We start from the raw sequence: 24,680 nt of genomic DNA, 5'->3' as shown, positions 1-24,680 counted from the left end.
TAGTCATCTATGAACAAATATTTTATGTCTATCTCTATATACGCCTAACCTTAAGGGCCAATAGCAATCACTCCAAAGGTAGCTTTAAGTTTCTGAACGAGTTTGCCCTAACACTTGGCCATCAAGTAAGTAAATTTTTCGTTTTGCCATTTCAGCGTAACGTATGTCGTGAGTGATCACACAAAGTGTCGTCCCTTGTCGATTTAACGCCTCAAGGGTTTCCATTATCTGATCAGCATTTTTTGAGTCCAAGTTTCCGGTTGGTTCATCCACTAACAAAATAGCAGGATCAGCCACTAAAGCACGCGCAATAGCAACACGTTGTTGTTGCCCACCAGAGAGTTGTGTCGTCCTGCGTCCAGCCATTGAGGTTAAGCCGACGACATCTAAACAATAGTTAACTTTTTCTTTAATATTTTTATCACTAATTCGTTGCGTAGAATACCGTAATGGTAACGCGACGTTTTCAAAAACATTTAAGTCATCTATCAGATTAAACTGCTGAAATACAAAGCCAATTTTTTCACGTCTAATCGCTGCTGCTTGCTCAAAGGTCAGGTCACTAATATCGACACCGTCAAAAAATACGTTACCTGTTGTCGGGAAGTCTAATAACCCCATAATCGATAATAACGTAGACTTTCCACAACCTGAGGGACCTGAGATTGAAATATACTCACCAGGTTGAATTTCCAGCTCAACTCCTTGTAAAGCATGAGTGATCATATCTTCAGTCTGAAAAACCTTGCCCAAATTTTTTACATTAATTAGTGGTGTTGTCATAGGTACTTGTTGCAACCTTGGTTTAGTGTCAAAGGAGGTAAGCTAGAACATTATGCGGCAAAATTTAGACATTGTTTAGGATTAGTTGAGGCATTTATTAAGGTCAATATTCTACTTTATATCGACTATTACAACAACGACCACAAGTATTACAGGTTATGCTTAATGAGCTAATATTGGCGCAGATTTAGCCCTTTTTGATGCAACAGTAAGCCTAAAGAAAAGGTGGGTTCCCCCACCTTTTACGCAAATGTTAAGCGTCTACTTTATCTATTTTGCTATAACATAAATCAAGTAATAGCAACTAATCACTACCGCGCAAGCTATATATCGCCGGTTGATTAATATATTGTCTTAATGGCCAATAGCAAGCAAATAGGGTAATGAATGTAATTAAGACTAAGGTAGCTACCCCCATAGGGATTACTTGCCAGTTAAGGTATGGCTGTATGTATTCACTTAAACCAATATAAGCAAGTGCAAATAGTACAACACTACCGATAAACCCAACAACTACAGCTTTCGCGTTATCACTAATAATCATCGAGATTAGATGTTTACGAGTTGCACCAATAGCCATACGAGCACCAAGTTCAAAGCGTCTAAGCTGAGTGCCATAACTTAAAATACCATATAAGCCAATACCCGCTAATAAGAACACTAAGCTTGCCAGTACCGATGTAGTGACCGCTGTGGTGATCTCAGCAAATAATCGCTGAGTCAGTAGGTCATCAGCTGAATGAAAGCTAAATACAGAGTACCTTGAGTCAACATCTGCTAACAATTCTCCTAGTGTTTGACGACTGATAGATTGATTAGGCTTTAGTTTTAGCATAAAGGTTTGGCCACCAAGTCCATTGGGGGCGTAAACTCTCGGAGCACCTGTTCCTGCAGAGTTACTATCTCCTGGAAGGTTAATATCTTTTACGATACCAATGATTTGTAATGGATCATTCTCCCCCCTTAATAGTTGCATCCCTAGGACATCGCCACCTGGTTTTAACTGTTCAGCAAACGTTTGATTAACAATTATAACATTATTGCGATCTCGGCGATCTGCTAGGGTAAAGTTATCGCCTTGCACAATTGGCTGATTGATCGCATTGAAATAGGTATGATCAATGTGTTTTGAAAACGGTGTATATCTTTCATTAGTTTCTAAACTGGTTAACGCTCTAATGCTAAAGCCATCTAACGGTGACCCTGTTTGACTAAGTGACTCAACTTGAGGAAGCGCTTCTAGCTTTTCCATGATTTCAGCCATTATAGGCATTGCTTCTTCTTGCGTCGGAAAATTGGTTGACGAGAAGTTCAATATCAAGGTTGATATATTACTTGTTTCAAAGCCAATTGGCGCATTAATAGTTTTCATTGCGTCTTTAAGTAAACTAAAATTAGCAAACACTAACACCGTCGCTAACGCTACCTGACTTGCAATTAACACTTGACGAGTTTTTTTCGATACTTGTAAACCACTGCCCTTACCACTACTTTGCAAAGTAGTATTTAACTCACGATAATTAATCATGCGGGTACTTATTTTTGCGAAAAATAGTGCAAAAATAAAGGCAACTAAAATAGCGCAGCCAAAGGTAAAGAGGTTAAGCGATAATTCGTTCACCCTAGGTAATACTGCACCTAAGTATTGCTGCATGATATAAAAACCAATTTTGGCAAGTACTAGCGCCAGAATAATTGACGTAAACATCAATAACCCCGTTTCAGCGAACATCGCTTTAAACAAGTGTTTTCTTGTTGCGCCAAGAGCTGACTGAATCGCCATATGACGCTGTTTTTCTGCGGTTCGTGACATAAATACATTTGATATATTGGCACATGCGATTAATACCAAACCAACTACGCCCGCCAACAACATAACCGCTATAGATTTACTCTCGCCTAGCATAACTTCCTTAACTGAGCGCACATTGACTTTAACCGACCAACCTTTAAAAAAGTCAATTTCAGTAACACCTTCTTGCCAGCGGTCACTGACGAGAGGGGTTAATAGTTGCTGAGCTTGACTTTGGCTAACATCGTTCTTTATCTTACCAATAAATTTAAGACTGCCACTTATATTACCAAAGGATTGTCTCTGCCTCTCTCCAGTCTGGTTATAGTCCCAGGGAAGCCAAACCTGAGTCTCTCTGCCAATTTGGGCAAGTTCAGGTTCAACAAAGTTTTGAGCCAATACACCAACAATACGATAACTCACACCACTCAAATTAATCTTTTGCTCTAATATATCGGCATTACCATTAAACTCTTGTTGCCAAGTGTTATAGCTCAACATCGCTACAGGATTATTGCTATCAAGCATTTCACCCTCGTCAAACAAACGACCTAAAGCAAGCGGTGAAGCGAGAATTTGATGCAATTCCGGGGTTACGTAAGCGACATCAACCAATGGTTGACTATTGTGAGAAATGATCACATCTTGCCCATAGCTCATCATTGCCGCTTGCTCAAATGCTTCTTTGCTCTTGTATAAGTGCACTAAACCTGGGTAGGTAAAAGCGATAGCTTTAGTTTCTTTTTCGGCACCTAGTAGTTCATGTTCTGCAACAAAAATACGCTCTTGCTCTGGATAAGGTAATGGTTCAACCAACAATAAATAGTTTAATGTCAGTGCACATAGTAAAGCACCTAAGGTTATCCCCATTGTCAGAAGTACCGTTAAAACAAACCCCGGCTTTTTCTTTAAACTCGCCCAGGCTTGCTTTTGTCGAAGCATTAGTTTTCTCATACTGCCTCCCTCAATACATCGTTTTGAACAATTTGACCATCAAGTAATCTCAGTTGAATCTTTGCCATGTCTGCATAACGCGAGTCATGGGTTACCATACATATTGTGGTACCATTTTTATTTAGCTCAGCCAATACAGCCATCACTGTGTCACCACTTTGGGAGTCTAGGTTACCGGTAGGCTCATCAACGAGCAATATTGCAGGGTCGGCTACTAATGCTCGAGCAATAGCAATACGCTGTTGTTGCCCACCTGATAGTTGGTTTGGTTTGTGATCAGCCCGGTGGCTCATTTCTACCATTTTTAAACAAGTTTCGACGCGTTCTTTAATAAAATCATCTGATGGCATGTTCTTTTTATATTGCAGTGGCAATGCAACATTATCAAATACTGAGAGCTCATCAATAAGATTAAACGACTGAAATATAAAGCCAATTTTTTCATTACGAATCGCTGCAGCTTCATCAAGTGACAGGTCGGTAACATCAACGCCTTCAATAAAATAAGAGCCTGACGTTGGCATATCGAGTAAGCCCAACAACGACAATAAAGTTGATTTTCCGCAGCCTGACGGGCCTGCTATAGAAACATATTCGCCCGCACGAATGACTATGTCTACGCCTCTTAAAGCATGTGTTTCAACATCATCTGTTTCAAAGACCTTACCAATATTTTTCATTTCTATTTTTATATCTGTCATCTCTATTTCCCTTATTTCATTATTCTGATGTTTGTTTATTCACGTTATCATTTTGATAACATTTAAAAGTTTTCAATTGTTAGTTCTGAGTTTTTTAACGAAGATAGGTCAGAGACGATAAAAGTATCGTTAACTTTTCCACCCTCAATTATTTCAATATAGCGACCTGCTTCTTTACCAAATGTCACTGTGGTTCTTATCGCAGTATTATTTGAATCATCAAGTCTAAATAAGCTTGCACTAGCATTGGCTTGGCCATTAACGGGTCGTTCCATATACGTGATACCTTCTAACGTATCAGTAATGATCACAGCGTCTACACTGAGCTGTGGTCGAGCACTTGCAGGTAGTTGCGCAGGTAGCGCAATTTCTACTTCAACCGTATTTTCGACAACAACGGGATCGATACGAGCAACGCGACCAATAATTTTATCTCTACGGGTATCAACTATCGCCTCTTGACCAATAAATATTTGTTGTGCTTTACTTTGTGGCACCCGAACTAAAGCAATTAGATCTTCTACACTACCAATAAGTGCAACTTCTTGACCTGCGGCTAAACTTTGTCCTAGTTCAACCGATAAGCGCTGTAATACCCCATCAAAACTTGCAGTAACTGTTAAACGATCTAAACGATTTTGTGCAATCTCTAGTTCGCCCTGTTGCTGCTGTATTTGCTCAAGTAAAATGTTAATGGCTTCTTGATTCACTAATTTTAGCGCTGCCGTGCGTTGTTGATGAATTTCCAAACGTTTTTTAAGCTGTGCTTCTTGCACTTGGCTTTCTTTAAAGTCGAGTGCAGAAACAATGCCTGATTTAACCAATCCTGACTGGGCTTCAAGCTTAACTTTCGCGGTTTCGTAACGTGCTTCCATTTCAGCGAAACTGGCACTTTCATTAAGTAGTTCGCGCTCTTGATTTAACTTTAATTGACGTAAGTTAGCTTTGCGTTGAGACAGTTCGCGCTTTGCACTGTTAACTTGCTGCTCTAGTTCAGGGTTTGAAAGCTTAACGATAACGCTGCCTTTGGTGACCAATGCTCCTGGTTTTAAGACAATTTCCTGCACTGTTGCATTAGTCAACGAAGTAATGAGCACTTGCTTATCTGAACGCAAAGCACCATAGCCCTCTATTTCAACCTGTAAGTCGCCTTGCTTAACTTTACCAAACAACACATCATTACGTTTAACAGACGTGGCACCAGCTTGGCCACTAACATACCAAGTTAGTGCGACCAGCAAACAAATGATCAAACCAGTGATTACTGGCGTTGTGTTGAATTTGCTTTGCTTTGCTTTATTTTTTTTTACATCCATTGAAGAGGTACCTTGATTGGAAGATTGTTGAACACAGTTGCAGTAGAAAAAGCCAGTTTCGTGCCAAGGTTTATTGTTTTTAATATTCAATAGGTTAAGTGTTTACAACAAAATAAATACAGCGCAAGAGTTCGCGGGCGAACTTGTGCGCCCCAGAATGAAACTCTAAATGTACAGTGAGGTTATTAACTAGGGCGTGTTGATCAATAGAGGTTATTTTTTCAGCAATTAATGGTGTTTTTATTCAAGACATTGTGGATGTAATGTGGTTATTCCACATCAATTAACGATAATGCAGCCGAAAAACATCAGAAATGCTGTCCTTTGGATTCGTTTAACTGCAAAAGCTCAACACCCCCTAGTAGGTTTAGCTAAACGCTCCAAAAGCACTAAGACTTGTCTGTGCTGATCAACGGTAGAGAGATTGATACAGTAACGCCGGGCCCATTGTTATTATTGGTCAGGTTCAACGTACCGTTGTGATGTTCAATGATATTGCGACAAAAACTTAAGCCGATACCTTGACCGTTTTGTTTGGTTGAATACAAAGGTACGAATAAATTATCCAAATTAGCAAAACCATGACCACGGTCAACGACTTCAATTAATGAATTTTTTGAGTTTTCACTAAAAATTAGTTTTATTGGTTCTCCTAACTGAGATGCCTCCACCGCATTTTTTATTATATTGATTAGTACTTGCTCAATAAAAGCAGGATCAGCCCACAACCGCTCAGTTTTATATTCAACCACCAAATGAATATCGTTGAGTAAGCCTTGAATACGTTCGCTTAGGTTTTTAACTGATACTATTTGGCAATTTAAGTTCAGCGGTTTGGTAATAGACGCATAACGGCTGACAAAATCTTGTAAATGCTTACAGCGCTCAGTAATGACGGTTAACGCTTTTTTTTCTCTATCGCTTTGCGCTTTTATACTGAGCCCTTGAGCTAATGTGGACACGGGAGTTAAGGAGTTATGAATTTCATGCCCTAGGACGCGAATAAGTTGTTGCCATGCATTCAACTGGCTTTTCCTCAATGCTGATTCAATATTAACAAACACCATTAATTGGTGTGTTTTACCATTGTCAATGAATTCACTGTGTCGAATTTGCCACTTGCTGTCACGTTTTTTGTCTTTAAAACGCCAATGACTACCAACAAACTCTAGCCCCAGTAAGCTAGGAGATGAGTTTCTAAAAATTTGCCACGGCTGAGGAAATAATTCATTGAAGGCACTATTGGCATAAGAGAGCTGATGATGTTGATCAAATACCAAAATAGGACTGTCCAATTGTTCAATCAAACGATAAACCAAAAATATATGCTGATCGTACTGCGACTTGAGTAATTGTAAATGTGCGCTTAAGTTTGTGAGATTTTGGTGAAACTCGTTTACTTTACCCTCGCTAAACGCAGGCTTAGCATACTGACGGTAGTCATTTTCGCTTACTGCGTCAAGGTGCATACTGGCGCGTTTAAACGCAATAATGGCTCTACTATACGTATATGAAAAACATATCCACAAAATTACCGCTACGCCTGCACTAGTCAAGGCAATGTTAACCATAGACCAGTGTAGGCTAATCCCAATAGCAATCCACAAAGTAACCACCAATAAACTGGCTGAAATCAAACAGGTTTTTAACAGTTGCTCTAGGGACTTAAAGGCAAATAACTTCATTATTTTTAATACCTGTTTTTGTATCGAACCATCATCATTGTGTCTTGATGCCATATTTTTCTAAACGACGGTACATCGTTGATTTTGTTAGCCCCAACATGGCACCGGCCCTAGGTACGTTATTATGATTTAGCTCCAACGCTTGTTGAATTAATATTTGCTCTGCTTCCTCTAACGTCATCATTGGCAACGCATTGTTTTGTTTTAGGTTAGATAGGTGTAAATCTTCCTGTTGCAGGCTACTGCCCTTAGCGAGTAACACTGCTCTTTCCATTAAGTGACTCATTTCACGCACATTCCCCGGCCAATGATATGCCTCTAACGCTTGAATTGCCCCAGCGGTTAAAGTTAACCCTTCGCGTTTATATTTTTTACCGTGCTGAACAATAAAGTGCTTTGCTAAAGGAATAATATCTTTAAACCTTTCTTTTAATGACGGGACTCTAAGTTCAATGGTATTAAGCCGAAAATAAAGATCTTCTCGAAAGTGACCATCGGCTATCAACTGAGCTATATCGCCATTGGTTGCACTGATAATTCTACTATTAGCCTGCTGAGTTTTACTAGAGCCTAAGACTTCATACTCACCTGACTCTAATACACGCAACAACTTGGCTTGCTGGGACAAAGGAATATTCGCAATTTCATCCATAAAAAGCGTGCCTTGTTTCGCCAGCTCAAATCGACCTATACGATTATCTTTTGCGTCAGTAAATGCCCCCTTTTTGTGGCCAAACATTTCACTTTCAAATAACGACTCTGATATCGCGCCCATATTAACAGAGATAAACGCATCATCGGCTCGACTAGATTGTTGATGGATACGGTGGGCTAAATGGCTTTTACCTGTGCCATTGTCACCTGTTAATAAGATACTAGCATCTGTTGCGGCAACAGAATCAATTTGGCGGAGTAAGCCAACCATGGCCTCCGATTGCCAGTTAAAATCTTGTTCTGTTACTGGCTCTAACTGTTGTTTAAGTTTTTGGTTTTGTATTTGTAGACCCGCCATCTTTAACTGTTGGCGAATAATTTGCAGCAACCTTTGATTATTCCATGGTTTTTCAACAAAATCACAAGCGCCTAAACGCATTGCATTAACGGCTAGATCAACATTAGACCAACCTGTCATGGCAATTACTGGAATTGAAAAATCAGATTTACCTAGCCAAGTTAAAAAACGCAAACCTTCTTCACCTGATGTAGTATCCAGTGAAAAGTTCATATCCAATAACACTAGGTCGACATGGTTTTCTGCCAAGACTGTTTGAGCAAAGTGGTGGTTTTCAGCTTCGAGCACCGTGAACCCTTGATCTTCCAAAATGAAGGCGGCACTTAAACGAATTTCAGGGCTGTCATCGACAACCAGTATTTGTGGTTTATACATCACAACTCAGAGTAGCTTATGGGTAATTAGGATAAAGATAATAGATTGCCCGTTAACATTGAACAAGGCTAGTTTTTTTAAACTAATTGTAATTATACTGACATTGGTTGTTTTTAGCTCAACTGTTCTTCCCCTGAACAATTATACAAAGTTTCAGTAAGATAGCGGTGTATACCGATAAGTAAATAACGCATGCGCTAGGGGCTGTTGAGCTTTTCAGTACAAACTTTGCTTGTATAATAGAATCATTATTCGTTTTTTTAAACGTTTAGTGATCATAACTCAAGGAAGTAAGTTACCCATATGAAATGTCCATTTTGTGGTTTTAAGCGAAGTAAAGCGGCACAAAATCCTCATTGGCAATGCCCTAATTGTGAAAGAGCCTATAATAAGTTTCCCTATCAGCAGAGAGCTACGGCGACAAGCTTTATAAACTCAGAGAATAACAATGAAAAGCTTAAAAACGTTGTTGATCACGCTCTCGCTAATAGTAAAAGCCTAATAACGATAGTTATTACTATTTTTTTCTTTTTTTGGGGCATACAAGAGCTTTTAATCGAAGGGGTCTATTATGTATCGCAATACTATCAACAATATCAAATTTACCTAGGCAATGATTGGTTTGTTTTTGGTGTAATACTATTGCTGTTGCTCTTTTTAATTGCCATTGTCGTCTTTATTGTCCACAAAATATTTCGATTGCTAGCATGGTTTTGACGTAATCAACAACTTAATGTTTGTTGATGACTGCCAGATGTTACCGTATGACATCTGGCAGCTAAACAAAAGCTCACTGGTATCATGTTATTTTTTTGACGCTTGATGTTGAATACGCTCTTCAAGCTCAGCTACGGCCAGTTCAACACGCTTTATCTCTCGAATAACACTACTGCGCCCCATTTCATTATATAGCCATTGTTTAGCGGCCACTTGAAACTGGATACAGGCAATTAAACATATTCCCCAGTACAATTGCTGCTCTTGCTCGACGGTAAAAAATTGATAACCACACCACACTAATGCGCCGGTGATAAATAAGGTGACCAGATTTAACACTATAAACCAGCGACGCATACTCCCCTTAAAACCGGATTCAACAAGTGTCTTCAACCCATCATCTTCACTGGCAAGAATGCGATCAATTTCACTCGCTTGACTTGCTAATTCTTTTTTTATTTTTGCATCTATACTCATGTTTTTGTCCTCTTTCATGTTCTTGGTACTATGCTCTCTCAGTTGGTTGCGAGCACGGTTTAATCTTGACTTTATCGTTCCTTGAGAAACCTCCAATACTTCTGAGATTTCCACAATCTTCATTTCTTCCAAGTAAAATAAATAAATGGCTTGTCGCTCTAGCTCCGGTAACTTGTCAATTAATTTCACTAACTCATCATTCTTAGGGTTGTCGGTACTCTCAGGGGCTGGTACATCACTTTCATTATTAAACTCAACAACTTCTAACTCTCTTGCTCTTTTTCTTATCAAGTCATATACATTCCAGCGCACTGCTTTAAATATCCAACTTTTGAACGCTCTAGGATCATTTAATGTAATGAGCTTTTTGGCCAATTTGATCCAAGCTTCTTGCACTGCATCTTGTGAAATTTGAGGATCATTAGATAATTTGTAAGCAAAACGGAGCAGTGACTGATGGTAAAATTTGCATAAGTAAGCAAACGCTTGTTCATTACCATTTTGAGCAGCTATTACCAATAGGTCTTGTTTTGCCTGTTGCATTTATCATCTCATTGTTATTTTCTTGTTGCTAAGTAGACGAACAAAAAAATAAAAAGGTTCGCAAAAACAAAAAAACTAGGGTCTGTTGATCTTTGTTTAAAATTTATGCTGAGCGATAAAATGAAGGTAGTCAAGGCAAAAGCGATGAAGTTTAGTGAGCTAAACGATGAGTTTTTAACGCAGAGTAGCGTCATTTTAGCCTCAGCCCTGAGACCTTAACCAAAGGGGCAATGACTATTTTTAATACTAACGGCATTAGCATTCGTTCATTTGGAATAACCAAACTTCACTCACGCTGCTTTGCTACTATTAATAATAGCCTGTTGCAGAAAAAATAAACAAAGGTCAACAGCCCCTAAATTTATCGACTATTTTTGTTCTTAACTAGCTCTACTTGTTGATACACAGTATCATTAGTCACATATCAAATACTTAACGTACTTAATGGGTTAGCCATGCTATTAAAACAACACAAATGGCGTTCAAATATAAAATAATAACATGCTATATGCTTTTAAATTTTTATCGCAAACAACCAATGAACGATTAAGTATCACAAACACACAGCTAACAGTCATAATTTAATTCCTATGAAAGATTTATCACAACACACCCCGATGATGCGCCAGTATTTAACCATTAAGGCCGAATTTGAGAATATTCTACTGTTTTATCGCATGGGTGATTTTTATGAGTTGTTTTTTGATGACGCAAAGAAAGCTTCGGATTTACTGGATATTTCACTCACCGCTCGTGGTAAGTCCGGTGGGAATGCTATTCCCATGGCAGGCGTCCCCTATCATGCGGTAGAAAATTATTTAGCTCGACTCGTCCAACTAGGAGAATCTGTCGCTATTTGCGAACAAGTAGGTGATCCAGCAACGAGCAAAGGCCCTGTTGAACGTAAAGTTGTCAAGATAGTCACTCCCGGAACGGTAAGTGACGAAGCGCTGCTCGCGGATAGAAAAGATAATCTTATTGTTGCTGTTTTTGCTAGCAAGTCTGGTTACGGCTTAGCTTATTTAGATATTAGCAGTGGTCGATTCGTATTAACTGAACCAAAAACAAATGAGCAATTGCAAGCGGAATTACAACGCTTATCGCCGGCCGAGCTGCTTTATCCAGAGAATTTTACTAACTTTCATTTAATTGAAAAATATAAAGGGTTACGTCGTCGTCCTGAGTGGGAGTTTGACTTAGAAACCGCGCAAACCGTTCTCAATGGCCAGTTTGGCACTCGAGAACTTAAAGGATTTGGTGTAGAAGAATATCCGTTAGGTATTATGGCCGCTGGCTGTTTACTGCAATATGTTAAAGACAGTCAACGCTCTGCACTTCCTCATATTCGCTCCATTATTGCTGAATCAGCCGCTAAGGCGGTTATTTTAGATGCTGCAACACGACGCAATTTAGAATTAACACAAAACCTTCAAGGAGGCTTTGAAAATACCCTTGCACAGGTGTTAGATACTGCTGCAACCCCTATGGGTTCGCGTTTATTAAAACGTTGGTTACACTTTCCTTTACGAGATCATCAAGCGCTTATTGAGCGACAAGAAATGATCTCTGCTTTAATCAACAGTGATAGTTTTTATGCCGTTCATGCCAGCTTAAAGCAAATTGGGGATATTGAGCGCATCATTGCTCGAATAGCGCTTCGCTCAGCAAGACCTCGTGATTTTGCACGATTGCGCAATGCTTTAGCGCAACTACCTGAGTTAAAAGAAACACTTGTTAGTAGCCAACAGCAACAATTATCGGTTTTTAATGAACATATACCGACATTAGATAATTTAAAAGACTTGCTAGAAAAAGCCATTGTCGAAAACCCACCGGTTTTGATCCGTGATGGAGGAGTTATCGCTCCTGGCTATCATCAGGAGTTAGATGAGTTACGTGACTTAAGTGATGGCGCTACCGAGTTTTTAAGTCAATTAGAAGCGCGAGAAAAAGAACGCACTGGTATACAAACACTAAAGGTTGGCTATAACAAAGTTCATGGATTTTACATTGAAACTAGTCGTAATTTGACGCAACCTCTGCCAGATGATTATATCCGTCGTCAAACACTGAAAAATAATGAGCGTTTCATTACCAATGAATTGAAGCAACACGAAGAAAAAGTTTTATCGGCGCAATCGAAGTTTCTCGCCTTAGAGAAACAATTATACGAGCAGCTATTTAACTTGATTTTACCCGATATAGAGCCTTTGCAGGATCTTGCCCAATCGTTGTCAGAGTTAGACGTGTTATCAACATTTGCTGAACGTTCAGAAACTCTTAATTATGTTAAACCGACGCTTTTAAAAGATCCTGGTATTACCATTGATGGCGGCAGGCACCCTGTGGTTGAGCAAATGACGGAGCAGCCATTTATTGCAAACCCGGTCGTGTTAAATGAGCATCGTAAAATGTTGATCATTACCGGCCCTAATATGGGGGGTAAATCAACATACATGCGTCAAACTGCTTTGATTGTTTTACTTGCCCATATTGGTTGCTTTGTTCCCGCTAGTGAGGCAAAAATCGGTATGGTTGATCGAATTTTCACACGCATTGGTGCGTCTGACGATTTAGCCAGTGGTCGCTCAACCTTTATGGTCGAGATGACAGAAACCGCAAATATTTTACATAATGCCACTGATAAGAGTTTAGTTTTGCTTGATGAAATTGGTCGTGGAACGAGCACTTATGACGGACTCTCGCTAGCATGGGCATGTGCCGAAATGCTTGCGCTTAAAACCAAAGCGTTTACGCTCTTTGCCAGTCATTATTTTGAGCTGACTTTACTCGCTGAGCAGATCTCGACACTGGCTAATGTCCACCTTGATGCAATGGAACATGACGATAACATAATCTTTATGCATACCGTGCAAGAAGGTGCTGCAAGTAAAAGCTTTGGCTTACAAGTGGCACAACTTGCTGGGGTGCCAAAACCTGTTATACAACGAGCAAAACAACGATTGTCAGAGCTAGAAAATCAGCAAAGTGCTTCAACGATAAGTAACAGCGACCAAGTCTTTGAACAGTTGTCGCTAGTCGATACCAATCACCCGGTAATTGAACAATTAAAGTCAACTGATGTTGATGAGCTTACTGCTAAACAAGCGTTAGATTTACTTTATGCATTAAAAAGCCAGCTGTAAGTGAAAACCTAAGCATTAAAAAACCAGCGAATGCTGGTTTTTTAATCAACGTCAAAGCCTTGCTATTAGGCTTGGAAAAGCGCCTCTATTGATAAGTTTTGTTGACTTAATATATCTCGTAAACGCTTAAGTGCTTCCACTTGAATTTGACGTACACGTTCTCGCGTCAAACCAATTTCAACTCCAACATCTTCTAACGTTGCCGCTTCATAGCCTAATAGACCGAAACGTCGTGCCAAGACCTCACGCTGTTTTGAGTTAAGCTCATTTAACCAATGGACAATGTTATTTTTGATATCATCATCTTGTAAATCGCTTTCTGGGCCGCTACCTTTCTCATCAGGGATCACATCAAGCAACACTTTGTCTGATTCTGCGCCGAACGGCGTATCTACAGACGATATACGCTCATTTAAACGCAGCATTTTAGATACATCTGCAACCGGTACATCAAGCTCTTGAGCAATATCTTCAGCGGTTGGCTCATGATCCAGCTTTTGAATGAGTTCACGAGCAGTTCGCAAATAAATATTTAATTCTTTAACCACATGAATAGGTAAACGGATCGTACGGGTTTGGTTCATGATGGCGCGTTCAATCGTTTGACGAATCCACCATGTTGCATAGGTTGAGAATCTAAAGCCGCGCTCAGGGTCAAATTTTTCCACTGCACGGATCAAACCTAAGTTGCCCTCTTCAATCAGGTCAAGTAAAGGTAAACCACGGTTGTTATACCGTCGTGCAATTTTCACCACTAAACGTAAATTACTTTCGATCATACGTTTTCGTGAGGGTTCATCGCCCTTTAAGGCGAGACGCGAGAAATGAACTTCTTCTTCGGCAGTTAGTAGGGGGGAAAAACCAATTTCGCTTAAATATAACTGAGTCGCATCCAAGTTAGATGGGCTCTCTTCCATATTTCTCACGGTAGTAATAGTATCATCGTCTGATACATCGGTTTCTTCAACAGCTACGTCTTTTAATTCTTTTTCTATGCCCATGCTATATCTCCCATAAATTTAGCAAAGCCTAATTAAATTTTGTTTAAATATTCACATTAGCTCCAAAACTACTTGTCATTAATTGTTATCTTCTCGGCAGGTATTTTTCAGGATTTACTGATTTTCCACGAAAGCGAACTTCAAAATGAAGCATGACTCTTTTCGCTTCTGTATCTCCCATTTTGGCGATTAATTGACCAGCTTTTACAGTTTGCTGTTCCTTGACCAAGATGCTGCTATTATGAGCGTAAGCACTAAGATAATCGTCATTATGTTTAATGATAATTAGCTTACCATAGCCCCTTAAAACATCACCTGCGTATACTACCTTGCCGTCAGCTGCTGCCTTGACTGGATCGCCTTTTCTACCCGCGATGTCAATTCCTTTATTCCCTTGTTTTCTAGAGGAAAATCTGGAAATTATCTTACCTCTACTGGGCCATATCCACTTATCAATTTTTTGTGAAAATACCCCACCACTCGACGGCAAATTATTACTTGTTTTTTTCCGTCTCGTATTATCACCATACTCCTGCTTTTTGGAAGACGCAACAGGTTTTTTTACCACCTTTTGTTGAACACTTTTCGTACTATTCGTGGAGGGTTTATTTTTACTCGCCTTGCGAGATTTTTTAGTTAAAAATAATTTTTGATTAGGGAAGATTCGATACGGTGGCGCAATATCGTTTAATTGAGCCAACTCTCTAACATCGAGATCTGCTCGCCAAGCAATAGAGTAAAGAGTTTCACCTTTTTTCACGACATACTCTGTCGAATCGATACTATGTTTAACACGTTTATGAAGAGGAACATGTGCCTGTGCATCAACCACAGGCGCGGGGGTCTGCCTAGTTGAACAACCAACTAACACAATAAGTAAACACAACAGATTTAAATGTAACAGTGCTGTCCACTTAAAGTTAATGATAATCAACTCCTATCGATTACAGTTTCACCATAAAATAAGCGATGACCAGTAAAGCAACAATTGCCCAACCAATCACATCTACCCATTGCTTGATTTTTTGTTCCATGGTTTCGCCACCAAAATAAATCACACCAGCAACCAAGAAAAAACGTAACCCACGGCCTATTGCAGATGCAAGCAAAAAAGGGATAAATGCCATTGCTAGCAGGCCAGCACTGACCGTAAATATTTTATAAGGGATGGGAGAAAAGCCTGCGACAAACACAACCCATACTCCCCATTGTTCGAACCACGCCAAAGCTTTATCAAACCGCGCTTGATAACCAAACTCAGTGATGAGTGGTTGTATCCAAGGTTCAAACATTAGATAACCTAAATAATAACCGACGATTCCGCCGATAACTGACGCTACCGTTGTCAGCGTCGCTAAAAACCATGCTTTGCGACGTTCAGCTAACACCATAGGCGCTAACAAAACATCGGGTGGTATTGGAAAAAATACCGATTCAGCAAAGGTTAGAACGGCTAAAACAACTGGCGCGAATTTATGCTTTGCCCACTTAAGTGTCCATTCGTAAAGTGGTGTAAATATTTTCACAGCAACTCTCCAGGCACTAATGGTACAAATTTTACCGCCTCCACTTGTTGTTCAGTAAAATCGTCGCCATGGCGAGTAATCACCTTCAGCACTTGCGTTTGTTCACCAACAGGGATGACTAAACGGCCACCATCAGTCAGCTGAGACAGCAATGCTTGCGGCACTGTTGTTGGTGCGGCAGTGACGATGATTGCTTGAAATGGACCTTTACTTTGCCAGCCTTGCCAACCATCGCCGTGCTTCATAGCAACATTATGCAAATCAATTGAACGTAACTTTCGTTTCGCTTGCCATTGCAAGCTTTTAATGCGCTCTACTGAAAACACTTTAGGGGTTAACTGTGCAAGGATTGACGTTTGATAGCCTGAGCCGGTGCCTATTTCTAAAATACTATCAGGAATGCCGTCTTGAATAAGCAGTTCTGACATTTTAGCAACGATATAGGGCTGTGATATCGTTTGGCCCTGTCCAATCGGTAGCGCGGTATTATCATACGCTTTGTGCGCCAATATCTCTGGTACAAAAATATGGCGAGGACTGCGCGCAATTGCTTGCAGTACTAGCGGGTTAACAATGCCTTCAGCTTGTAACTTCTTTGCTAGTAACTCTCCACTTCGGGTTGACTTTCCACCAATACTACTGATTAATTTGGCATTCATTTACTTTTCTCATAATGTTAAATCATCAACCCATTTCGCCATTGATTCTAGGCTGTTATAAGCCGTCATATCAACGGTAAGTGGCGTTATCGAGGCATACCCTTGGCTCACGGCATGAAAATCCGTTCCTTCGCCAGCGTCGAGCTCCTCCCCTAAGGAGCCGTACCAAAAAATATCTCTATTCCACGGATCAGCCATTTTTTTCATGGTTTCTGCTTTGTGACGATGGCCAAGGCGCGTCACTTTAACGCCTTTAAGCTCCGCTAAAGGAATATCGGGAACATTAATATTAATAATTTGATCTGCCGCCAAAGGATGCAAGACCAGACGTTTAATAAAGCTAACCGTTACTGCCGCTGCGGTTTCATAGTGTTGTTCATGTTTACCAACCAGCGAAACTGCAATAGCAGGCATTCCCATATGTCGCCCTTCAGTCGCTGCAGCTACGGTACCAGAATATAACGTATCATCACCTAAATTAGCACCGTTATTAATACCCGCGACCACTAAGTCCGGTAAAGGTTTAACTAATTGACTAATGCCAAGATGCACTGAATCAGTTGGTGTGCCATTAACGGATATAAAACCGTTGTCTAACGTTTGCGCTCTTAGCGGGTTTAACAAGGTTAATGAGTTACTGGCACCGCTGCAATTCCTATCTGGAGCCACAACCGTAACATCAGCAATCTGTTTCAACGCCTGATACAAGACCTTAATACCTAACGCATTAACGCCATCATCATTACTTAACAGTATTTTCATCGTTATTCTTTTATACCTTGTGCATTATGACGTTCAGTCATATCTTTATACACCAACAACTCTCTTAATACGGTCGTTGCGAAGCTGCCAGACGGCAGAAAAAAATCAAGTTTAGCAAGCTTGGCATCGTTGTTAAACTCTATTTTTGCGTCAGAAATCATTAAACGAATTCTGCGCCGCTCTTGCTTCAAACCAAACTGCTCAAGTCCTTGACATAGCTCTGGGAACGACTGCTTGAGTTCACTTTCCAGCTCAGCTACATGCTGACCCGTTCTTAACTCACCTTGCCCCCAAAGACATGAAGTTATATCAATATCACCTTCTTCTAGTCGCTTGGTTAACGTCTCATCAACGTCAGTTACAGGAAATATTGACTGAGAACCTGCCAACATCATGATATCACCTGGTTGGATTTGAGAGAATTTCCCAGCCTCTACTCGTTGACTCAATAACGTATTAAATAAATAAGAACGCGCTGCTGATAAGTAAATACTGCGCTTTTTTCGATCTTTTATTTTTTTACCCGAAAACATTGCCTTAGCGCTTTCAATGTTTCCTTGATTAATGCCAAAGCGCTGCTCACCGTAATAATTTGGAACGCCTTGTTTGGTGACGGCCTGCCACCGCTGTTGTAGTTCGGCCAATCCGTCAACATCACGCAAGGTAATAATAAAGCGATTACCTGATAATGCCCCTGTGCGTAATTTTTTATGATGACGAGAGAAAGCAATGACTTCGACACCTTCAACCGAAAAGTCATCTAAACTATCATGCCCTTTACCGGGGAGGTGAACACCAAACCATTGTTCTGTCACGGCAAACCGGTCTTTCAAGCCCGCGTATGTCACTTGCGCAGGTTTAACCTTAAAGAATTTTGCTAATTGCTGGGCAACAAAAACGGTGTTTTGACCTGATTTTCGAACGTTCACTAAAAGGTGCTCACCCTCACCACTGGGTTCGAAAGGCAATTGCTCTAGCACGACAAAGTCTTGCATTTGACTTCTCAATAGCCCTCGACTGGACGGTTTACCATTCAAATATGAAAGTGACAGTGTCATAACTTATCCATTTGGTATCAACAAAACGACACTATGAACAGCAATACCTTCCCGTCTGCCAACATATCCTAGTTTTTCAGTCGTGGTCGCTTTAACATTCACTTGCTCAATAGTACAGCCTAGGTCTTGAGCTAAGATTTCTCGCATTGATAATAAAAAAGGTGCAATTTTCGGTGCTTGAGCAACAATCGTTAAATCAACGTTGCCTACGCAAAACTGGCGTTCTTTCATCAAGTCAACGACATGTCTGAGTAAGATACGACTCGATATGCCTTTATAGTTATCATCAGTATCGGGAAAATGATTACCGATATCTCCTAGCGCTAACGCACCTAGCATTGCATCACACAATGCATGAATGGCAACATCGCCATCAGAATGGGCTATAAACCCCTGTGAATAAGGAATTTCGACTCCTGCGAGGACAATAGGACCCTGCTCACCAAATTTATGCACATCAAAACCATGCCCTATTCTCATTACTCACCACTTAGTTTTTGTTTGGTTAAAATAAATTCTGCCAGCGCTAAATCTTCTGGCTGTGTCACTTTGATATTATCGCTACTACCTTTAACAATCAGACTGTTTAAACCTGCGCGCTCAATAGTTGAAGATTCATCGGTTACCGTAACCCCGTCAGTTAATGCCCTAGTTAAACAATCACATAATTGCTGACTTGGATACATTTGAGGCGTTAAAGCATGCCACAATAGCTCTCGTTCAACCGTTTCAGTCACAAGATTGTCTTGGTTAGTGCGCTTCATCGTATCGCGAACTGGAGATGCCAAAATACCTCCGACCCCCTTACTGAGACACGTTTCTATCAAGCTACTAACATCAGTTAACGATACGCAAGGTCTTGCAGCGTCGTGAACCAATACCCATGGGTAAGCATCACGATCTAAACTGTTGAGGCCAGAAAGAACAGAGTCAGCCCTTTCTTTGCCACCAGCGACAACCCTTACGTTTGGATGGTTTGCTAGCGACGTTTTGGCAAAATATTCATCATCTGGGCTAATAGCAACAATTGCTAATGCAATTTGTGAATGAGATAGTAATCGCAAAACCGTATGTTCTAATAAGGTTTTGTCTTCAATAGTTAAGTATTGTTTAGGCCGATTAGCCTGCATACGTTTGCCAACACCTGCGGCGGGAATAATCACCGCACACATCAGCCGTTTGTTTTCTTCTAACACTAATTTTCTCGTTTTTGAGGGATTAAACGAAAAAAGGTTTCGTTTTCTTTTATCATCCCTAATTCATTTCTAGCGCGCTCTTCGATAGCTTCTAAACCGGACTTTAAATCATTGGTATCGGCATAAAGCAGTTTATTTCGCCGTTTTAGCTTTTCATTATCCAGTTGTTGTCGTGTAACTTCGTTTTTCAACGCAATATAGTCAGACACACTGTTTTTACCGAGCCAAAGTCGATACTGTAACAACAGAAAAATAATCAGCAAAATGCCTGACATCAAGCGCATTATTGTCGCCATAGAAATGTGGATATAAGTAAGCACTTATTATAAGTGTGTTAGCGAGACTGTAAACACTCAAACAAAACAAAATCAATTGAAAGGTAAAGGACGCTTAAAATTACGCCAATTAATCGTACAAGAAAGCAGTAATTCTCTTAATGATGGGATCACTGGATTAATTTTATGATTGTTTAGCCAAGCATGACCAGCGCAGGCGGCGGTCATCACCCGTTTATTGGGCTTTAATAAACGATATGCAATGTCATCTTCCGCTCGTTCGCTTAATTCATACCATCCATGACTATTGGTACGAAAGCGTTGTTTTTCATGATCTACCCGGTCAACGCAATCTAAGACAATATGTGAACTTGTTGCGATCGGCACCACTAAGCCTGGCATAAGGTCTATTTGTCGGTACCACTGGTTTACTGCCTCTCTTTCTTGCCCCACAAGAGGAAGTTGCGATGCTTGTTTAGCAGACCACGTCGCATTTTGCACATCCAAGGTTAATGGCGTTTGTGCCTGACACATAAAGTTCGCGGTGCGTTTGACATAATACGAGAGGCTTTTCATTCGTCCTTGAAGGGATTTAGCACTATCAATTTTTAAATCAGCGAGTAACTTAAGCTCTCTTTCATATAAGGCACAACAAAGCTCAGCAAACTCAGGTGAAGTTTGCTGCTGTTCATGCCAAAGTGATTGTTGTTCATTCATGAAAGAAAACTTGCTTGCGCTCACTGCTAGATCACTGCTCAAGTATTAAGCATACTTTATTGTAGATAAAAGATAAATAAAGCAATTTTCTGAGTTATTATTATAACGAATGCGATTTACTTAAAAAAATGTTGTCAACAACGTCTTTCAAAATACCATCAAGGATCTTGCCCGTATGATTGAACAAAGCCCACAAACGTCTCCTGAAAAAACAACAGAACTGCCAGCAGACAGCACAATAGATGCTCTAGCCCCGACCAACCTTTTAAAAGAAGAAATAGATCAATTGACTCGTATCTACAACATTATTATCGACTTTTTTGCCAATTACAGTTTTCAATTAATTGGGGCGTTTATCATTTTCACTCTCGGCTACATGTTAGCAGGGAGAATTGCAAAATCAGTTCTTAACCTTTGTCTAAAACATAAACTGGATATTACCCTAAGCCACTTTATCGCTAACACCAGTAAAATGTTAGTCGTAGTGATGATAACCATCGTAGCGCTTAACAAATTAGGTATTAGTGTCACCCCCTTTATCGCCGCTATTGGTGCAGTATCATTAGGTGCAGGCCTTGCCTTGCAAGGGCTTTTAGCCAACTATGCGGCAGGCTTTAATATTATCATTATTCGTCCCTTTGTCGTTGGCGATACCATCACAGTGCAAGGTGTTACAGGGCTAGTGAAAGAAGTATTACTCGCATATACCATTATTGTTGATGAAGACGGTGTTGAGATCACCATTCCAAATAAACATATTGTTGGTGAAGTACTTCATAATTCGAAAGAGGACTCGTTATTAGAGTTAAGTGTCGGTATCGCTTATCACGAAAACCCTATAGAAGTGATCAGCTTATTGGAAAGTGTTATTGAAAAACTCGATATTGTCAGTAAAGACAAAGCCCCGCAAATAGGTATCGACCAATTTGCCGACAGCGCAATAAATATAGGGCTCAGAATTTGGACACCCACGTTAAACTTATATGCATCAAAATTTAAAGCATATAAGGCTATTTATCTTGCTTTAGATGAAGCAAATATCCAAATCCCATTCCCGCAGCGCGATGTCCACCTTATCAGTCATTCTGGCCAGGTAAAGTAACAAAAAAGACTATAGCTCCCATTAGAATAGTGAATGGGAGCAAAGCAGGTATTATACCAATTAACTTTAATATTGGGTTTTACTTGTTTTTACGTTTAGCTAACTGCTTATCTTGCCAGTCTTTGCCGAATATATCAGGGGATTTGACAATATAGACATAGTGGAGAAGTACACCTATCCCCCAACCACCAATGCACCAAAGAACCCAGTAATACTGTGGGGTCAAAAGTATAATACCCCGTATTAATATTTCTTCTTTGTTTAAACACCTCAGTATCCTCTTCGATTTATTCACCCTGAGAAAATAGTGACAAAAAAAGCTTCAATTAAACACGACAACAACGCGACAAGCACATGACAACCATCCGCCATTAAGACTTTATTTGTCATATCAATAAGTAATACAATGGAGCATGGATTAAAAAACGCTTTATGGATCAAAGTTATGAATAGCAATGGCTTGAAACTAATGGGGCTCAACAACATAGCAAGCATTAGTTTTATTGTTGTTGGCATTATCGCGCTATTGACAGTAATTGCTCATTTATCGTGTATCCCTTTAGGAGAGAATTGCTACAGAGCGCAATTGGCGCCGGCAGTTATCATCGAGTCAGCAATCGAACAAACTTGGTTAGCACCTGTTGGCACCATAGCGATTTCTTTTATATTTTTCATGACAGCCTTATATTGTTTTTCCGCTGCAAAATTTGTGAAATTATTACCTTTTACTCAAACTGCTATTAAAGCTATTGCTTTTATATGCATACTGCGAGTGACGTTAACACTTTGGTTTTCGCTTAAGCACCCTGAAAAAGTAACATTTTTTAGCCAGGCAGCCATTTTTGTTTGGTTTTGTTGCGGCGTTTTACTGATCATCGGATACCGATATAGATTTATTGAGAATGTACCAAAAAACGTTATTTAAAAAGAAGTAAATAAAATGACAACCATGAATGTAACAATTGATTATCTTAACGATAATGCAATCGCTGATCTGCTTAATGCTCATCGTCAAGAAATGTATAAATACTCACCAAGTGATAGTGTTCATGCCTTAGACGTTGAGCAACTAAAGCAGCCAGACATTACCTTTTGGTCAGCGAAAAATAATGGTGACATAGCAGGCTGCGGTGCGCTAAAAGCATTATCAAAAAGCAGCGGTGAAATTAAGTCTATGAAAACCCATCCTAACTACCTACGCAGAGGGGTTGCTGCGAAAATTCTTCAAGCCATTATTATTGAAGCAAAAAGTCGTCACTATCAAAATCTCTATTTAGAAACTGGCACGCATCAAGCATTTAATCCCGCGATTCAGCTTTACTTACGCCATGGTTTTATTGAATGCGATCCTTTTGGCGATTATCAACTTGATCCACACAGTAAGTTTTTTCATTTAAGCTTGTAAACGCTTAAATTATTGAAAAAAAAGCCTTATCATTCGATAAGGCTTTTTTAGAATTGAGCATTAAAGCATGATATTAAAGCGTCGAGACAGACGACTTCATCATCCAAACGTTAATAATTAACCTTGGCCTTTAACTTCAGACAAACCATTAAATACCGCTTTTTCTCCTAAGTACTCTTCAATACGCAATAACTGGTTGTACTTAGAAACACGATCTGAACGACATAACGATCCTGTTTTAATTTGCCCTGCCGCTGTACCTACCGCTAAATCAGCAATAGTTGCATCTTCCGTTTCACCACTACGATGTGAAATTACCGCTGTATAGCCAGCTTCCTTCGCCATTCTGATCGCCGCTAAGGTTTCAGTTAATGAACCAATTTGGTTAAACTTAATTAAAATTGAATTCGCAATACCTTGTTCAATACCACGCGCTAAAATCTTAGTGTTAGTTACAAATAAGTCATCACCAACGATTTGTACTTTGTCACCAATCAAGTCAGTTTGATATTTAAAACCACCCCAATCAGATTCGTCTAAACCATCTTCAATTGAAACAATTGGATATTCCTGACATAGCGTAGCGAGGAAATCTGAAAACTCGTTAGAGCTGAACTGCTTGCCTTCACCTTTTAAGTCATAAATACCTTTATCTGCATCGTAAAATTCAGATGCAGCACAATCCATCGCTAACGTCACGTCTTTACCCAAAACATAACCTGCAGCTTCAGTCGCTTCTTTAATTACCGCTAGTGCATCAGCATTAGACGCTAAATCTGGAGCAAAACCACCTTCATCGCCAACGGCGGTGTTCAGCCCTTTCGCTGATAATACTTTTTTCAATGAATGGAAAATTTCAGCCCCCATGCGAAGTGATTCACTGAAGCTTTTCGCACTTACCGGTTGGATCATAAACTCTTGAATATCAACATTGTTATCAGCATGCTCGCCACCGTTGAGAATATTCATCATTGGTAATGGTAAAGAGTACTGACCCGATGTACCATTTAAGTCAGCAATGTGTTCAAACAATTGTACTTTCTTTTCCATCGCTGCCGCTTTAGCGTTTGCTAAAGAAACCGCTAAAATAGCGTTAGCACCAAACTTTTCTTTATTTTCCGTCCCATCCAAATCAATCATTATTTGATCAATCGTTGCTTGTTCTAGGGCATTCTTACCAATTAAGGCATTAGCAATATCATTATTTACCGCGGCGACAGCTTTTAAAACGCCTTTCCCTAAGTAACGCGATTTATCACCGTCACGAAGTTCTAATGCTTCTCGAGAACCAGTTGATGCACCAGAAGGAGCCGCTGCACGCCCCCAAGCACCCGACGCTAAAAAGACATCGACTTCAACTGTAGGATTACCACGTGAATCCATAATTTCACGTCCGATGATTTTGCTAATGTTCGCCATTACAATTCCTCTAAATTAATGTTCACTTTATAAATGAACTAGCAACAAGTTTAAAATTT

The 24,680-nt window shown here is 39.9% G+C and carries 24 protein-coding genes; 5 read left to right on the top strand and 19 right to left on the bottom strand.

What is annotated here, in order from left to right:
- Nucleotides 1-84 precede the first annotated feature (84 nt).
- The 6 genes from ACSLUH_RS15600 to ACSLUH_RS15575 form a co-directional block, all read right to left on the bottom strand.
- Nucleotides 85-783, bottom strand: a complete 699-nt coding sequence (locus tag ACSLUH_RS15600) for an ABC transporter ATP-binding protein (RefSeq protein WP_448568658.1) — start codon at nt 781-783, stop codon at nt 85-87.
- 304 nt (nt 784-1,087) lie between these two features.
- A complete protein-coding gene (locus ACSLUH_RS15595) occupies nt 1,088-3,529 on the bottom strand; it encodes an ABC transporter permease (RefSeq protein WP_448568656.1) in 2,442 nt (813 codons plus the stop codon).
- Nucleotides 3,526-4,230, bottom strand: coding sequence for an ABC transporter ATP-binding protein (locus ACSLUH_RS15590; RefSeq protein ID WP_448568655.1), 705 nt, complete (start codon nt 4,228-4,230; stop codon nt 3,526-3,528). The genes ACSLUH_RS15595 and ACSLUH_RS15590 overlap by 4 nt, the downstream gene beginning before the upstream one ends.
- 62 nt (nt 4,231-4,292) lie before the next feature.
- Entirely contained in the window at nt 4,293-5,546 is a 1,254-nt protein-coding gene (locus tag ACSLUH_RS15585; RefSeq protein ID WP_448568653.1) for an HlyD family secretion protein, read from the bottom strand.
- Nucleotides 5,547-5,935: 389 nt separating this feature from the next.
- Nucleotides 5,936-7,285 (bottom strand): sensor histidine kinase, encoded by a 1,350-nt coding sequence (locus ACSLUH_RS15580; protein WP_448568651.1) that lies wholly within the window; start codon nt 7,283-7,285, stop codon nt 5,936-5,938.
- Nucleotides 7,266-8,618 (bottom strand): sigma-54-dependent transcriptional regulator, encoded by a 1,353-nt coding sequence (locus ACSLUH_RS15575; RefSeq protein WP_448568758.1) that lies wholly within the window; start codon nt 8,616-8,618, stop codon nt 7,266-7,268. The genes ACSLUH_RS15580 and ACSLUH_RS15575 overlap by 20 nt, the downstream gene beginning before the upstream one ends.
- Before the next feature lie 303 nt (nt 8,619-8,921).
- Here ACSLUH_RS15575 and ACSLUH_RS15570 point away from each other — a divergent pair, with 303 nt between their 5' ends.
- Complete coding sequence (locus ACSLUH_RS15570) at nt 8,922-9,335, top strand: hypothetical protein (RefSeq protein WP_448568649.1); 414 nt, start codon at nt 8,922-8,924, stop codon at nt 9,333-9,335.
- Nucleotides 9,336-9,422: 87 nt separating this feature from the next.
- Here the strand turns inward: ACSLUH_RS15570 and ACSLUH_RS15565 are convergent, their stop codons facing one another.
- Nucleotides 9,423-10,355: a DUF6768 family protein gene (locus ACSLUH_RS15565; RefSeq protein ID WP_448568647.1), complete on the bottom strand. Its 933-nt coding sequence runs from the start codon at nt 10,353-10,355 to the stop codon at nt 9,423-9,425.
- Between the two features lie 590 nt (nt 10,356-10,945).
- Here ACSLUH_RS15565 and mutS point away from each other — a divergent pair.
- Nucleotides 10,946-13,501: a DNA mismatch repair protein MutS gene (gene mutS, locus ACSLUH_RS15560; RefSeq protein WP_448568645.1), complete on the top strand. Its 2,556-nt coding sequence runs from the start codon at nt 10,946-10,948 to the stop codon at nt 13,499-13,501.
- Nucleotides 13,502-13,566: 65 nt separating this feature from the next.
- On the opposite strand, the gene rpoS is transcribed toward mutS, so the two are convergent.
- The 10 genes from rpoS to ACSLUH_RS15510 all read right to left on the bottom strand — a co-directional run bounded on the left by rpoS (nt 13,567) and on the right by ACSLUH_RS15510 (nt 20,695).
- Nucleotides 13,567-14,502: an RNA polymerase sigma factor RpoS gene (gene rpoS / locus ACSLUH_RS15555; RefSeq protein ID WP_448568643.1), complete on the bottom strand. Its 936-nt coding sequence runs from the start codon at nt 14,500-14,502 to the stop codon at nt 13,567-13,569.
- 85 nt (nt 14,503-14,587) lie between these two features.
- Nucleotides 14,588-15,262, bottom strand: a complete 675-nt coding sequence (locus ACSLUH_RS15550; protein WP_448568641.1) for a peptidoglycan DD-metalloendopeptidase family protein — start codon at nt 15,260-15,262, stop codon at nt 14,588-14,590.
- Nucleotides 15,263-15,446: 184 nt separating this feature from the next.
- Complete coding sequence (locus ACSLUH_RS15545; RefSeq protein ID WP_448568639.1) at nt 15,447-16,028, bottom strand: YqaA family protein; 582 nt, start codon at nt 16,026-16,028, stop codon at nt 15,447-15,449.
- Nucleotides 16,025-16,687 (bottom strand): protein-L-isoaspartate(D-aspartate) O-methyltransferase, encoded by a 663-nt coding sequence (locus tag ACSLUH_RS15540; protein WP_448568637.1) that lies wholly within the window; start codon nt 16,685-16,687, stop codon nt 16,025-16,027. Before ACSLUH_RS15540 ends, ACSLUH_RS15545 begins: the two co-directional genes overlap by 4 nt.
- 9 nt (nt 16,688-16,696) lie before the next feature.
- Nucleotides 16,697-17,449: a 5'/3'-nucleotidase SurE gene (gene surE / locus ACSLUH_RS15535; RefSeq protein ID WP_448568635.1), complete on the bottom strand. Its 753-nt coding sequence runs from the start codon at nt 17,447-17,449 to the stop codon at nt 16,697-16,699.
- 2 nt (nt 17,450-17,451) lie between these two features.
- Nucleotides 17,452-18,507: a tRNA pseudouridine(13) synthase TruD gene (gene truD / locus ACSLUH_RS15530; protein ID WP_448568633.1), complete on the bottom strand. Its 1,056-nt coding sequence runs from the start codon at nt 18,505-18,507 to the stop codon at nt 17,452-17,454.
- Nucleotides 18,508-18,510: 3 nt separating this feature from the next.
- A complete protein-coding gene (ispF, locus tag ACSLUH_RS15525) occupies nt 18,511-18,987 on the bottom strand; it encodes a 2-C-methyl-D-erythritol 2,4-cyclodiphosphate synthase (RefSeq protein ID WP_448568631.1) in 477 nt (158 codons plus the stop codon).
- Nucleotides 18,987-19,679, bottom strand: coding sequence for a 2-C-methyl-D-erythritol 4-phosphate cytidylyltransferase (ispD, locus tag ACSLUH_RS15520; RefSeq protein ID WP_448568756.1), 693 nt, complete (start codon nt 19,677-19,679; stop codon nt 18,987-18,989). The genes ispF and ispD overlap by 1 nt, the downstream gene beginning before the upstream one ends.
- Nucleotides 19,680-19,702: 23 nt before the next feature.
- Nucleotides 19,703-19,987: a cell division protein FtsB gene (gene ftsB / locus ACSLUH_RS15515; protein ID WP_448568629.1), complete on the bottom strand. Its 285-nt coding sequence runs from the start codon at nt 19,985-19,987 to the stop codon at nt 19,703-19,705.
- 84 nt (nt 19,988-20,071) lie between these two features.
- Entirely contained in the window at nt 20,072-20,695 is a 624-nt protein-coding gene (locus ACSLUH_RS15510; RefSeq protein ID WP_448568627.1) for a hypothetical protein, read from the bottom strand.
- A gap of 175 nt (nt 20,696-20,870) precedes the next feature.
- Between ACSLUH_RS15510 and ACSLUH_RS15505 the strand changes: the two genes are divergently transcribed.
- Nucleotides 20,871-21,797, top strand: coding sequence for a mechanosensitive ion channel family protein (locus ACSLUH_RS15505; RefSeq protein WP_448568625.1), 927 nt, complete (start codon nt 20,871-20,873; stop codon nt 21,795-21,797).
- Nucleotides 21,798-21,876: 79 nt separating this feature from the next.
- On the opposite strand, the gene ACSLUH_RS15500 is transcribed toward ACSLUH_RS15505, so the two are convergent.
- A complete protein-coding gene (locus tag ACSLUH_RS15500) occupies nt 21,877-22,092 on the bottom strand; it encodes a 2TM domain-containing protein (protein WP_448568623.1) in 216 nt (71 codons plus the stop codon).
- 150 nt (nt 22,093-22,242) lie between these two features.
- Here ACSLUH_RS15500 and ACSLUH_RS15495 point away from each other — a divergent pair, with 150 nt between their 5' ends.
- Both ACSLUH_RS15495 and ACSLUH_RS15490 read left to right on the top strand, forming a co-directional pair.
- The gene (locus ACSLUH_RS15495; RefSeq protein WP_448568621.1) at nt 22,243-22,722 is read left to right on the top strand and encodes a hypothetical protein; all 480 of its coding nucleotides are present in this window, start codon (nt 22,243-22,245) and stop codon (nt 22,720-22,722) included.
- A 15-nt stretch (nt 22,723-22,737) separates the two neighbouring features.
- Nucleotides 22,738-23,202, top strand: a complete 465-nt coding sequence (locus ACSLUH_RS15490; RefSeq protein ID WP_448568619.1) for a GNAT family N-acetyltransferase — start codon at nt 22,738-22,740, stop codon at nt 23,200-23,202.
- Nucleotides 23,203-23,319: 117 nt separating this feature from the next.
- On the opposite strand, the gene eno is transcribed toward ACSLUH_RS15490, so the two are convergent.
- Complete coding sequence (eno, locus tag ACSLUH_RS15485) at nt 23,320-24,621, bottom strand: phosphopyruvate hydratase (protein WP_448568617.1); 1,302 nt, start codon at nt 24,619-24,621, stop codon at nt 23,320-23,322.
- Nucleotides 24,622-24,680 lie beyond the last annotated feature (59 nt).

This window comes from Thalassotalea ganghwensis (genome assembly GCF_053485795.1).
This window is presented reverse-complemented; position numbering and strand designations above follow the sequence as displayed.